The organism is Streptomyces sp. adm13(2018) (genome assembly GCF_008042145.1).
Taxonomy (GTDB): Bacteria; Actinomycetota; Actinomycetes; order Streptomycetales; family Streptomycetaceae; genus Streptomyces.
Map to the genome: position 1 here is coordinate 762,444 of NZ_RDBH01000141.1, position 12,367 is coordinate 774,810.

Below are 12,367 nucleotides of genomic sequence, written 5' to 3' on the forward strand. Positions count from 1 at the left end.
CCACCTACCGGGCCGTCTTCCAGGTGCGGGAGTTCCGGGTCGTCTTCGTCGCGCATCTGTTCTCGCTGCTCGGTGTCGTCGTCAGCGAGCTCGCCCTCACCGTGCTCGTCTACGACCTCACCCGCTCCCCGCTGCTCTCCTCCCTCACCTTCGCCCTCGGCTTCCTCCCCTACCTCGTCGGCGGCACCCTGCTCGCCGGGTTCACCGACCGGTTCCCGCCCCGCCGGATCCTGGTGGTCTGCGACCTCTTCTGCGCGGGCGCCGTCGCGCTCATGGTCGTCCCCGCCACCCCCGTCGCCGCCCTGCTCGTGCTGCGCTGCGCCATCGCCGTCGTCTCGCCCGTCTTCAACGGCACCCGGATGGCGACCCTCGCCGACATCCTCGGCGAGGGCGACCTCTTCGTCCTGGGCCGCTCCCTGCTCCGGATCGTGTCCCAGAGCGCCCTGCTGACCGGCTACGCCGTCGGCGGCGTCCTGCTCACCGTCCTCCCGCCGCGCGGCGCCCTCGCCGTCACCGCCACCACCTTCCTCGTCTCCGCGCTGCTCCTCCGGTTCGGCACGGTCCGCCGCCCGGCCCGCGCCGCCGCGTCCGGGGCGGCCGGGAGCGGCCTCTCCGGCACCTGGGCCGTCCTGCGGAACCGCCGGGTCCGCGCCCTGATGCTGATGTTCTGGGCACCGCCGCTCTTCGCGGTCGTCCCGGAGGCGCTCGCCGCGCCCTACGCCGACCGGATCGGCGTCTCCACCGCGGCCCTCGGCCTCCTCATGTGCGCCCTGCCCGTCGGCACCATCGCGGGCGAACTGTTCGCCGGGTCCTTCCTGTCCGCCGCGACCCGCTCCCGGATCGTGCTGCCGCTCGCCGTGACCGGCGTCCTGCCCTACCTGCTGTACGCGCCCGAGCCCGGCGTGCCCCTCGCGGCCGCCGCGCTCTTCCTGGCGGGCGCCACCGGGGCGTACACCCTCGGCCTGGACGCCTGGTTCGTCGCCGCCGTCCCGGAGGAGCAGCGGGGGAGGGCGATGACCCTGATGACGGCGGGCATGATGACCGTCCAGGGCGTCGGAATGGCGGGCGCCGGCCTCGCCGCCGAGTTCGTCCCGGTGCACGCGGTGGTCGCCGGCACGGGGGTCCTCGGCACCCTCTGCCTCCTCGCCGCCGCCGCGGAGCTGCGGGCGACCGGGGGAGACGGGACCGGCGCGGACGGTCGGCGACCGAAAGGCGAGACAGGGCTGACCGGCATGTGACCAGTCGGTAAGGTCGACGCGTGCCGAAGCCGCTCAGTCTCCCCTTCGACCCCATCGCCCGCGCCGACGAACTCTGGCAGAAGCGCTGGGGCCCGGTCCCCTCGATGGCCGCGATCACCTCGATCATGCGTGCCCACCAGATCCTCCTCGCGGAGGTCGACGCCGTCGTCAAGCCGTACGGGCTGACCTTCGCGCGCTACGAGGCCCTGGTGCTGCTCACCTTCTCCAAGGCGGGCGAGCTGCCGATGTCCAAGATCGGCGAGCGGCTGATGGTCCACCCGACGTCCGTGACGAACACGGTGGACCGGCTCGTGAAGTCGGGTCTGGTCGACAAGCGCCCCAACCCCAACGACGGCCGCGGAACGCTCGCCTCCATCACCGAGAAGGGCCGCGAGGTGGTCGAGGCCGCCACCGGCGACCTGATGGAGATGGACTTCGGGCTCGGCGCGTACGACGCCGAGGAGTGCGCCGAGATCTTCGCGATGCTGCGCCCGCTGCGGGTCGCGGCGGACGACTTCGACGAGAGCTGACGCGCCCGGCCGCGGGGGCCGGTCGGCCCGCCGACCGCGCCCCGGGGTCGGGGTCCGGCGGGACCGGACGCCCGGGGTCCGCGAGACCGGACCCGCGCGAAGATCGCCCGGAACGTGCCGTTACGCTCGACGGCATGAAATCCAGCGTGCTGACCCGTTACCGCGTCATGGCGTACATCACCGCCGTCATGCTGCTCGTGCTGTGCACCTGCATGGTCTTCAAGTACGGGTTCGACATGGGCGAGGACGTGACCTTCGCGGTCTCCCAGGCCCACGGCGTCCTCTACATCATCTACCTCGTCTTCGCCTTCGACCTGGGTTCCAAGGCCCGCTGGCCGTTCGGGAAGCTGCTCTGGGTGCTGGTCTCGGGCACCATCCCCTTCGCCGCCTTCTTCGTCGAGCGCAGGGTCGTCGCCGAGACCCTGCCGCTGATCGACGGCGCCAGGCCGGAGCCGGTCAAGGTCTGACCGCCACGGACCCCCGCACTGATGTGCGGGGGTTTCCCATCGACATTTACTAGGACGTCCTAGTAAATTCGAAGCATGGACGCTGACGCCATCGAGGAAGGCCGCCGTCGCTGGCAGGCCCGTTACGACAAGGCCCGCAAGCGGGACGCCGACTTCACCACGCTCTCCGGCGACGCCGTCGAGCCGGTCTACGGGCCCCGGCCCGGCGACACCTACGAGGGGTTCGAGCGCATCGGCTGGCCCGGCGAGTACCCCTACACCCGGGGACTCCACGCCACCGGCTACCGCGGCCGGACGTGGACCATCCGCCAGTTCGCCGGCTTCGGCAACGCCGAGCAGACCAACGAGCGCTACAAGATGATCCTGGCCGCCGGCGGCGGCGGCCTCTCCGTCGCCTTCGACATGCCCACCCTCATGGGCCGCGACTCCGACGACCCCCGCGCCCTCGGCGAGGTCGGCCACTGCGGTGTCGCCATCGACTCCGCCGCCGACATGGAGGTCCTCTTCAAGGACATCCCGCTCGGCGACGTCACCACCTCGATGACGATCTCCGGGCCCGCCGTGCCCGTCTTCTGCATGTACCTCGTCGCCGCCGAGCGCCAGGGCGTCGACCCGGCCGTGCTCAACGGCACCCTCCAGACGGACATCTTCAAGGAGTACATCGCGCAGAAGGAGTGGCTCTTCGAGCCCGAGCCCCATCTGCGCCTCATCGGCGACCTGATGGAGCACTGCGCGCGGGGCATCCCCGCGTACAAGCCGCTCTCCGTCTCCGGCTACCACATCCGCGAGGCCGGGGCGACGGCCGCGCAGGAGCTCGCGTACACCCTCGCCGACGGCTTCGGCTACGTCGAACTCGGCCTCAGCCGCGGCCTCGACGTCGACGTCTTCGCCCCCGGTCTCTCCTTCTTCTTCGACGCCCACCTCGACTTCTTCGAGGAGATCGCCAAGTTCCGCGCCGCCCGCCGGATCTGGGCGCGCTGGATGAAGGAGGTGTACGGCGCCCAGACCGACAAGGCCCAGTGGCTCCGCTTCCACACCCAGACCGCCGGTGTCTCCCTCACCGCCCAGCAGCCGTACAACAACGTCGTCCGGACCGCCGTGGAGGCCCTCTCCGCCGTCCTCGGCGGCACCAACTCCCTCCACACCAACGCCCTCGACGAGACCCTCGCGCTCCCCAGCGAGCAGGCCGCCGAGATCGCCCTGCGCACCCAGCAGGTCCTCATGGAGGAGACCGGCGTCGCCAACGTCGCCGACCCGCTGGGCGGCTCCTGGTACGTCGAGCAGCTCACCGACCGCATCGAGGCCGACGCCGAGAAGATCTTCGACCAGATCAGGGAGCGCGGCCGCCGGGCGCACCCCGACGGCCGGCACCCCATCGGGCCGATGACCTCCGGCATCCTGCGCGGCATCGAGGACGGCTGGTTCACCGGCGAGATCGCCGAGTCCGCCTTCCAGTACCAGAGGTCCCTGGAGAAGGGCGACAAGCGCGTCGTCGGCGTCAACGTCCACCACGGCTCCGTCACCGGCGACCTGGAGATCCTCCGCGTCAGCCACGAGGTCGAATGGGAGCAGGTCCGGGTCCTCGGCGAGCGCAAGGAGCGCCGCGACGACGCCAAGGTCCGCGCCTCCCTCGACGCGATGCTGGCGGCGGCCCGGGACGGCTCGAACATGATCGCCCCGATGCTGGACGCCGTCCGCGCCGAGGCCACCCTCGGGGAGATCTGCAACGCCCTGCGGGACGAGTGGGGCGTCTACACGGAGCCCCCGGGCTTCTGACCGTCCGGCGCGACGCGCCCACCCCAAGTGTTCGGGGCGGTACGGGAACTTCCGTACCGCCCCTGACGCGTGGAGCCCTCAGCCCGCGGCCGCCGCCGCTCCCAGGCCGCCCACCAGGAGCGCCGAGAGCCGGGCCACCCACGGGCCGTCGACCGGCTCCGCGCTCACCAGCGCGCGATGCACGACCGCGCCCGCGATCACGTCGAAGATCAGGTCGTCGGTGGCGTCCACCGCCACCGGGTCCCGGTCCGCCGGGAGTTCGCCGCGCCGCTGCGCCCGCATCCGGCCCTCCAGCACGAGCCGCTTCTGCCGGTCCACGATCGAGGCCCGTATCCGCTCGCGCAGCGGCGCGTCACGGGTCGACTCGGCCACCACCGCCATCAGGGCCGTCTTGGTCTCGGGGCGTTCGAGCAGGGCCGCGAACTGGAGGACGACGTTCTCGATGTCCGCCTGGAGGGAACCCAGGTCGGGCAGTTCGAGTTCGTCGAAGAGGACGGCGACGGCGTCGACCACGAGCTCGTTCTTGTTGGCCCAGCGCCGGTACAGGGTCGTCTTGGCGACGCCGGCCCGTCCCGCCACGTCCCCCATGGTGAGCTTGGACCAGCCCAGCTCGACCAGCGCCTCCCGGGTCGCCTCCAGGATGGCCGCGTCGGCCTCGGTGGAGCGGGGGCGCCCGGTACGGGTGATGCGGTCGGTGCGGGGGCACCGGGACGGCGTGGACGACATGGAGGTCGACCATACCCGCCGGTAGGTTCGGCGCCAGAGGGCCGGCGTGTGAGGCAGTTCACCGTACGGATCCGTCCCGCGCCCTCCCCGCGGCTCGCCCCGGGGAGTTACGCTACGACCTGTAGCGAAAGGCATTGAGCGGCCTGAGCGACAACCACGCACCGGGTGGGGACCCGGTGCAAGCGGACACCGGATGGGGATCCGGTGCGAAGCGAAGACGAAGAACCGTGTCGCCCCACGTCTCGCACACCGGCGGGAGACGTGCGGACGGCACGGTTCAGCCATGGCTTACCGGTAACGCGCGCGGAGGGGGGAGGATGTACGTATGCAGCCCCGAAACATGTCCATGAGCGGCGTCGTCGACCTCGCCGCGGTGAAGGCGGCCGGAGAGGCCAAGGCGAAGGCGGAGCAGACGCGCGCCGCCGCCGCCCGGCAGGGTGGCCCCGCCGCCGTGCCCCCGTCCGCCCTGGTGATCGACGTCGACGAGGCGGGCTTCGAGCGCGATGTGCTCCAGCGTTCCGCCGAGGTCCCGGTCGTCCTCGACTTCTGGGCCGAGTGGTGCGAGCCCTGCAAGCAGCTGGGCCCGCTCCTGGAGCGGCTCGCCGTCGAGTACGACGGCCGCTTCCTGCTCGCGAAGATCGACGTCGACGCCAACCAGATGCTGATGCAGCAGTTCGGCATCCAGGGAATTCCGGCCGTTTTCGCGGTGGTCGCCGGTCAGGCGCTGCCGCTCTTCCAGGGCGCCGTGCCCGAGGCCCAGATCCGCGAGACCCTCGACCAGCTGATCCAGATCGGCGAGGAGCGCTTCGGTCTGACCGGCATCGCCGTGGACGCGGACGGCGCGGGCCCCGACGGCGGAGCGGCCGAGGCCGGTCAGCCGGCCGGCCCGTACGACGCGCTTCTGGAGGCGGCCATGGCCGCCCTCGACGCGGGTGATCTGGCCGGTGCCGTGCAGGCGTACCAGACCGTGCTCGCCGACGACCCGGCCCACCCGGAGGCCAAGCTCGGTCTCGCCCAGGCCGAACTCCTCGCCCGTGTGCAGGACCTCGACCCGGTCGCGGTGCGCAAGGCCGCCGCCGACGGTCCGGCCGACGTGTCCGCGCAGATCGCCGCCGCCGACCTCGATCTGGTGGGCGGTCACGTACAGGACGCCTTCGGTCGCCTCGTCGAGACCGTGCGCCGCACGGCCGGCGAGGACCGGAACGCCGCGCGCCTGCGACTTCTGGAGCTCTTCGAGGTGATCGGCGCCGACGACCCGCGGGTCACGGCGGCCCGGCAGGCCCTGGCGCGGGTGCTCTTCTAGCCCCGTCCCGTGCGCCCGATCGTCCGACGATTTGGCAGCAGAGTGACAAAAGGCGGCCGCGCTTTACCAAAACTTGGTAATCGCGGCCGCTGTTACTTGCAGTAAATCGAACCTGCTGTTCTGTCCGTATTTTTCCGGCAATCTGCCGACATTCCCTGCGACGCGAACGCACCCTCCGTGCCCGATCGGTCCCGTCCCGCCATGGCGTGGTTATCCACCCGTTACTAGCCAGTAACGAACCCCCTTGTGCGGGGGCCCGGAATGGACCACGATCGGCGACGCTCGGTCCGAACCGCACCACCCCGGCAACCACCCGGGACGCGGCGAGGGTCCCCACCGGGTGGATCGGTGTTCCGGCACCGGTCGTGGACAGGGGGGTTCCCGCTCTCACCGAACGGGGCCTGTCCAATCAGGTCGCGCGCCAAGGCGCGGCCCATGGTTGTCGCTCGGGGGTGATCGCCGGTGATTCGGACGCGCAACGCGCCGCCTGATGCCTCGGCGCTCTCCTTCCCGAGGACGTAGCTCTTCTCCCATCCCAGGACGGGCCCCGGGCCCTTCCGGAGATGTACGTCCGAGAAGGAGGAATTCTCATGAAGTCCCAGGTTCGTGGCGGGACCAGATGGAAGCGGTTCGCCGTCGTCATGGTCCCGAGTGTGGCCGCGACGGCCGCGATCGGTGTCGGCCTGGCCCAGGGCGCGCTCGCCGCGTCCTTCAGCATCTCCGGCCAGGAATTCAAGGTTAAGGCGAACAGCCTCGTCGGTACGGACTTCGTCCAGTACGGCAGCGTCGACGCCGGCAAGGACCTCGAGGGCAAGGACTTCGCCGCCCCGGTGGCGGTGTCCGGCTTCTCCGAGGCCTGGATCACCAACATGTGCCAGTCGGTCGTGACGCCGAAGGTGCCGTTCATCGGTGACGTCACCCTCCGCCTGGAGGCCGGCACCGACGCGGTGAAGACCGGTGACGCCAAGGACAAGGTCTACGCGAAGGACATCTACCTCGATGTCTCCGAGCTCAAGGCCGACGCCGTGTTCACCAACATCGACATCGGCGTCGCGGCCGGCCAGCTGAACGCGGGCCCCGACGGCAAGCCGGTCGCGGGCAAGCCGGGCATCCAGCCCAACACCAAGGCCAACCCGTACGGCTTCGGCCAGCGCGCCGAGCAGGCGACGCTGAACGGCGTGGAGCAGAAGGCGTGGGCCACCACGGCCGGCACCTTCAAGCTCCCCGACCTTCACCTGTCCCTGCACCGGGGCACCTCGAAGGAGTGCTACTAGGACTGACCGGTCCGTGAGGACCGGGTCGTCCTGAGGGTGGGGCCGCCCCGCGCGGTCCCACCCGGGTACCCCCTTCCCTTCAACTTCTCAGCAACACCGCTTCCAGGGAGCTGTTCCATGAGCGCCGAGATCCCCGCCTCCCGCGAAGTCCCCAAGAAGGAGAACCGGTTCAAGGTCTGGCGGCAGACCAGGCCCTTCTGGGCGGGACTGTTCACCATGATCGGCGGCGTACCGATCGCCTACCTTCCGTACGGGGACATGCGGCTCGGCAATGTCACCCTCGCCATGCAGACGACCGCCGGAGCCGGCGCGCTGATCATCGGCGTCCTGCTCATCACGCTCGGTCTGACGATGTGGTTCCAGCCCATCGTCCGGGTGTTCGCGGGCGTCGCGACGATCGTCCTGGCGCTCGTCTCCATTCCGGTCTCGAACTTCGGTGGCCTGGTCATCGGCTATCTGTTCGCGGTCATCGGCGGCGGCATGTCCGCCGCGTGGGCGCCCGCCCCGCCGGTCGAGGAGACCGACGAGGAGGCGGCCGGCGCAGAGCACGACGGCAGGCCGGAGGCCGCCGCGGAGGCCGGCCCCGCCCTCGACCCCGAGACCGAGGCCATGGTTGCGGCCGTGTTCCCGGAGCAGCGCGAGGGCCGGCAGCCGCTGACCGACACGACGATCGACGCCAAGGGCGGGAGGAACAGTGCGGGGTGACGAGACCCAGTCTGCGCTCGCGAAGGAGGGCCCGCGGCACGCGGCCCCGCGCAAGTCGCTGCTGAACAGGATCCAGGGCCCCGCGGGCAAGGCGATGGCGCTCGCCGCCATGCCGACCGCGGTGTTCGTGGGCATGGGCCTCACGCCCAAGCTCGCCCTCGCCGACGAGAAGGACATCCCCTTCGCCCCCGGCCCCTGCGTGACGCGCTCGGACGAGCCCGTGCAGGAGGAGACGGCGAAGCCTGAGGAGACGGCCAAGCCGAAGCCGTCCGCCACCCCCACCGCGACGCCCTCGGCGACCGCGACCACCGCACCCACCGCCACCGCGGCCCCCACCGCCACCGGAAGCCCGACGCCGACCGCGACGGAGACCCGGCAGGCGACCACGGAGCAGACGGGCGACCGGGCGAAGGCCACCGCCGCACCGACCGCGACGCCGACGGCCACGCCCACACCGACCAAGTCCAAGAACCCGCTCGACCCGCTGGGCCTCGGCGACGCCCTCAAGGACCTGTTCGACGGTCCGGACCCCAAGCCGACGGAGACGCCCACCACGGCGGCCCCGACGACCCAGGCGCCCACCCCGAGCGCCTCCACGACGCCTCCCGCGGACAAGCCGGAGACCGCCGACGAGCCGGCCGCGACCACCGCGCCGAAGCCGGCCGACTCCCCGAAGCCGGCCGACGACCCGGCGGAGAAGACGAAGCGGCAGATCGAGAAGGCCGCGGAGAAGGCCGGGGCCAAGGTCGAGGAACTGCCGGAGAAGGCCAAGGGCCTCGACGCCAAGAAGGACGAGGACATACCCGACGGCGCCAAGCCGCACATCCCGTGCGCCGTCCCGGACCCCGAGGCGCTGGCGGCGGCCGAACTGGAGCCCGGCATCCCGCTGCTCCCGGACGAGCCGTGGCGGCTGGACAGCACGAAGCTCACCCTGCTCGGCCTCGAGTACCACGGCATCGTCGAGGTCAAGACCGGCAGCGGCAAGATCAAGAAGGCGCTGAAGTTCACCGCGTCCACGGTCAAGATCAAGGACCTGCACCAGACGACGGTCCACTCCGAGGGCCGGTCGGCCCACGTCCGGTCCACCCCGGGCAAGGAGTCGACCATCACCGAGGGCAAGGTGACCATGTACACGGAGTCCCTGAAGGGCAACCTCTTCGGGATCTTCCCGGTCACCTTCAGCCCGGCGACCCCGCCCCCGCTGGACGTCCCGCTCGCCATCTTCACCGACGTGACGGTGATGCAGGCCGGCCAGTTCGGCGGCACCCTCCGAGTCCCGGGCCTCCGCAACACGATCGAGGCGAGCTGATCCCGTACGACCCACCGGCCGTACGACGAAGCCCCCGTCCGCACCGAGCGGACGGGGGCTTCGTCGTGGCGTCAGGCGCGCTCGCCGCCGCCCAGGTGGTGGACGCGGACCATGTTCGTCGTGCCGGGGACGCCGGGGGGCGAGCCGGCGGTGATGATCATGGTGTCGCCCGCGCCGTAGCGCTGGAGCTTCAGGAGCTCGGCGTCGACCAGGTCGACCATCGCGTCCGTGTTGTCCACGTGCGGGACGACGAAGGACTCGACGCCCCAGCTCAGGGTGAGCTGGTTGCGGGTGTTCTCGTCCGTCGTGAAGGCGAGGATCGGCTGCTGCACGCGGTAGCGCGAGAGGCGGCGGGCCGTGTCGCCGGACTGGGTGAAGGCGACCAGGGCCTTGCCGCCGAGGAAGTCGGCGATCTCGCAGGCCGCGCGGGCGACGGAACCGCCCTGGGTGCGCGGCTTCTTGCCCGGGACCAGGGGCTGGAGGCCCTTGGAGAGCAGCTCCTCCTCGGCCGCGGTGACGATCTTCGACATCGTCTTCACGGTCTCGATCGGGTACGCGCCGACCGAGGACTCGGCCGACAGCATGACCGCGTCCGCACCGTCCAGGATCGCGTTGGCGACGTCGCTCGCCTCGGCGCGGGTCGGCCGGGAGTTGGTGATCATCGACTCCATCATCTGGGTCGCGACGATGACCGGCTTGGCGTTGCGGCGGCACATCTCCACGAGGCGCTTCTGCACCATCGGGACCTTCTCGAGCGGGTACTCGACGGCGAGGTCGCCACGGGCCACCATGACCGCGTCGAAGGCCGCGACGACGGCCTCCATGTTCTCGACGGCCTGCGGCTTCTCCACCTTGGCGATGACGGGGACCCGGCGGCCCTCCTCGTCCATCACCTTGTGGACGTCCTTGACGTCGTCGGCGTCGCGGACGAAGGAGAGGGCGACCATGTCGCAGCCCATGCGGAGCGCGAAGCGGAGGTCGTCGACGTCCTTCTCCGACAGGGCCGGGACGTTGACGGCCGCGCCGGGCAGGTTGATGCCCTTGTGGTCGGAGATGACACCGCCCTCGACGACGATCGTCTTGACCCGGGGACCGTCGACCTCGACGACCCGCAGCTCGACGTTGCCGTCGTTGATCAGGACCTGGTCGCCCTTGGAGACGTCTCCGGGCAGGCCCTTGTAGGTGGTGCCGCAGATGGACTTGTCGCCGGGGACGTCCTCGGTGGTGATGGTGAACTCGTCACCGCGCACCAGCTCGACGGGGCCCTCGGCGAAGGTCTCCAGCCGGATCTTGGGGCCCTGGAGGTCGGCGAGCACACCGACGGCGCGACCGGTGTCCGCGGCGACCTGCCGGACGCGGTCGTACCGCTCCTGGTGCTCGGCCTGGGAACCGTGGCTGAAGTTGAATCGGGCCACGTTCATGCCGGCCTCGATGAGAGCCTTCAGCTGCTCATAGGAGTCGACGGCGGGGCCCAGCGTGCAGACGATTTTGGAACGGCGCATGAGGCGGATCCTATCGGTTTGTTTCACTGCGGAATATTCCGGCTGGCGGAAAGTACAAATGGGCGCGGGGTCGCTCAGGCGTTCACTTGTCCGACCGATTTCCGGCCGTCGCCGACCGATTTTCGACCGCGTTCCCGGCCGTGTTCCCTACGTCGTCCCCGCCCATTCCCCTCGATGCCGCTCCGCCCACGAGCGCGAAGGTCTGACGGGCGATCTCCAGCTCCTCGTCCGTCGGCACCACCGCGACCGCCACGCGCGCGTAGTCCGGCGAGATCAGCCGCGCCTCGTCCGACCGCACCGCGTTGAGGTCCGCGTCCACCGCGAGCCCCAGCTCCTCCAGGCCCGCGATCGCGGCCTCCCGCACCGGGGCCGCGTTCTCCCCGACCCCGGCCGTGAACGCCACCGCGTCCACCCGGCCGAGCACCGCGTAGTACGCCCCGATGTACTTCTTCAGCCGGTGGATGTAGACGTCGAAGGCGAGCGCCGCCCTCTCGTCGCCCTCGTCCACTCGGCGGCGGATCTCCCGCATGTCGTTGTCGCCGCAGAGCCCCACCAGACCGGACTTCTTGTTCAGCAGCGTGTCGATCTCGTCGGCCGACATGCCCGCCACCCGCTTGAGGTGGAAGGTGACCGCCGGGTCGATGTCGCCCGAGCGGGTGCCCATCACCAGGCCCTCCAGCGGCGTCAGGCCCATCGACGTGTCCACGCACCGGCCGCCCCGCACCGCGGAGGCGGACGCCCCGTTGCCCAGGTGCAGCACGATCACGTTCACCTCCGCCGGCTCCTTGCCGAGCAGCCTCGCCGTCTCCCGCGACACGTACGCGTGGGAGGTGCCGTGGAACCCGTACCGCCGGATCCGGTGCGCGTCCGCCGTCTCGACGTCGATCGCGTACCGCGCCGCCGACTCCGGCATCGTCGTGTGGAACGCCGTGTCGAAGACCGCGACCTGCGGCAGGTCGGGCCGGAGCGCCGTCGCCGTCCGGATCCCGGTCAGGTTCGCCGGGTTGTGCAGCGGCGCCACCGGCACGAGCCGCTCGATCTCCGCCAGCACCTCGTCGTCGATGACCGTCGGCTCGGTGAACCGCAGCCCGCCGTGCACCACCCGGTGGCCGATCGCCGCCAGCTCGGGGGAGTCGAGCCCGAGCCCGTCCGCGGCCAGCTCCGCGGCGACCGCCTTCAGCGCGGCCGCGTGGTCGGCGATCGGGCCGTTCTGCTCGCGCTTCTCCCCGCCGCCGCCCTGGAGTGGGGTGTGCACAAGACGCGAGGTCTCCTCGCCGATCCGCTCGACGAGCCCCTGGGCGAGCCGGCCTCCGTCGCGCATGTCGAGCAGCTGGTACTTCACCGACGACGAACCGGAGTTGAGGACGAGCACCCGGGTGGGACCGGAAGCGGACGTGGGCGAGGGGGCGGGAGGCGACGAAGCTGGTCCGCGGAGCGCGTCCGGAGCTGCGGATCGAGGGGCCCATCCAGTACGACGCCGCCGTCGAGCCCTCGGTCGCGGCGACGAAGCTGCCGGACTCGGAGGTGGCGGGGCAGG

General features: G+C 71.2%; 11 protein-coding genes and 1 pseudogene. 9 read left to right on the forward strand and 3 right to left on the reverse strand.

Translation table 11 applies throughout. The features are described from left to right. From EAO70_RS31655 to EAO70_RS31670, 4 genes are all read left to right on the forward strand, one after another. On the forward strand, positions 1 to 1,238 hold a 1,238-nt coding region (locus EAO70_RS31655), incomplete at its 5' end, for an MFS transporter (RefSeq protein ID WP_148006627.1). A gap of 20 nt (positions 1,239 to 1,258) precedes the next feature. Then, positions 1,259 to 1,768 carry a MarR family winged helix-turn-helix transcriptional regulator gene (locus EAO70_RS31660; protein ID WP_148006230.1) on the forward strand — a complete coding sequence of 170 codons (510 nt, stop codon included), beginning with the start codon at positions 1,259 to 1,261 and terminating at the stop codon, positions 1,766 to 1,768. A 134-nt stretch (positions 1,769 to 1,902) separates the two neighbouring features. Further along, a complete protein-coding gene (locus EAO70_RS31665; RefSeq protein ID WP_148006231.1) occupies positions 1,903 to 2,235 on the forward strand; it encodes a DUF3817 domain-containing protein in 333 nt (110 codons plus the stop codon). A gap of 75 nt (positions 2,236 to 2,310) precedes the next feature. Beyond that, positions 2,311 to 4,011: a methylmalonyl-CoA mutase gene (locus EAO70_RS31670; protein WP_148006232.1), complete on the forward strand. Its 1,701-nt coding sequence runs from the start codon at positions 2,311 to 2,313 to the stop codon at positions 4,009 to 4,011. Between the two features lie 78 nt (positions 4,012 to 4,089). On the opposite strand, the gene EAO70_RS31675 is transcribed toward EAO70_RS31670, so the two are convergent. Further along, positions 4,090 to 4,737 carry a TetR/AcrR family transcriptional regulator gene (locus tag EAO70_RS31675; RefSeq protein ID WP_148006233.1) on the reverse strand — a complete coding sequence of 216 codons (648 nt, stop codon included), beginning with the start codon at positions 4,735 to 4,737 and terminating at the stop codon, positions 4,090 to 4,092. A 325-nt stretch (positions 4,738 to 5,062) separates the two neighbouring features. On the opposite strand from EAO70_RS31675, the gene EAO70_RS31680 reads away from it, so the two are divergent. From EAO70_RS31680 to EAO70_RS31700, 4 genes are all read left to right on the forward strand, one after another. After that, a complete protein-coding gene (locus EAO70_RS31680) occupies positions 5,063 to 6,040 on the forward strand; it encodes a tetratricopeptide repeat protein (protein ID WP_148006234.1) in 978 nt (325 codons plus the stop codon). 590 nt (positions 6,041 to 6,630) lie between these two features. Continuing rightward, positions 6,631 to 7,314 (forward strand): DUF6230 family protein, encoded by a 684-nt coding sequence (locus EAO70_RS31690; protein WP_148006235.1) that lies wholly within the window; start codon positions 6,631 to 6,633, stop codon positions 7,312 to 7,314. A 117-nt stretch (positions 7,315 to 7,431) separates the two neighbouring features. After that, positions 7,432 to 8,019 (forward strand): DUF6114 domain-containing protein, encoded by a 588-nt coding sequence (locus EAO70_RS31695; protein ID WP_148006236.1) that lies wholly within the window; start codon positions 7,432 to 7,434, stop codon positions 8,017 to 8,019. Then, positions 8,009 to 9,328 carry a hypothetical protein gene (locus EAO70_RS31700; protein WP_148006237.1) on the forward strand — a complete coding sequence of 440 codons (1,320 nt, stop codon included), beginning with the start codon at positions 8,009 to 8,011 and terminating at the stop codon, positions 9,326 to 9,328. Before EAO70_RS31695 ends, EAO70_RS31700 begins: the two co-directional genes overlap by 11 nt. A 71-nt stretch (positions 9,329 to 9,399) precedes the next feature. On the opposite strand, the gene pyk is transcribed toward EAO70_RS31700, so the two are convergent. Beyond that, positions 9,400 to 10,830, reverse strand: coding sequence for a pyruvate kinase (gene pyk / locus EAO70_RS31705; protein ID WP_148006238.1), 1,431 nt, complete (start codon positions 10,828 to 10,830; stop codon positions 9,400 to 9,402). Between the two features lie 82 nt (positions 10,831 to 10,912). After that, positions 10,913 to 12,202 (reverse strand): acetate kinase, encoded by a 1,290-nt coding sequence (locus EAO70_RS31710; RefSeq protein WP_315986261.1) that lies wholly within the window; start codon positions 12,200 to 12,202, stop codon positions 10,913 to 10,915. A 35-nt stretch (positions 12,203 to 12,237) separates the two neighbouring features. Here EAO70_RS31710 and EAO70_RS31715 point away from each other — a divergent pair. Continuing rightward, a pseudogene (locus EAO70_RS31715) lies at positions 12,238 to 12,367 on the forward strand (phosphate acyltransferase); the annotation flags it as partial.

What these genes read in the sequence shown, in the direction of transcription:
- EAO70_RS31665 (WP_148006231.1), top strand. Translation starts at nt 1,903, where the DNA reads ATGAAATCCAGCGTGCTGACCCGTTACCGCGTCATGGCGTACATCACC.
- EAO70_RS31670 (WP_148006232.1), top strand. Translation starts at nt 2,311, where the DNA reads ATGGACGCTGACGCCATCGAGGAAGGCCGCCGTCGCTGGCAGGCCCGT.
- EAO70_RS31675 (WP_148006233.1), bottom strand. Translation starts at nt 4,737, where the DNA reads ATGTCGTCCACGCCGTCCCGGTGCCCCCGCACCGACCGCATCACCCGT.
- EAO70_RS31680 (WP_148006234.1), top strand. Translation starts at nt 5,063, where the DNA reads ATGCAGCCCCGAAACATGTCCATGAGCGGCGTCGTCGACCTCGCCGCG.
- EAO70_RS31690 (WP_148006235.1), top strand. Translation starts at nt 6,631, where the DNA reads ATGAAGTCCCAGGTTCGTGGCGGGACCAGATGGAAGCGGTTCGCCGTC.
- EAO70_RS31695 (WP_148006236.1), top strand. Translation starts at nt 7,432, where the DNA reads ATGAGCGCCGAGATCCCCGCCTCCCGCGAAGTCCCCAAGAAGGAGAAC.
- pyk (WP_148006238.1), bottom strand. Translation starts at nt 10,830, where the DNA reads ATGCGCCGTTCCAAAATCGTCTGCACGCTGGGCCCCGCCGTCGACTCC.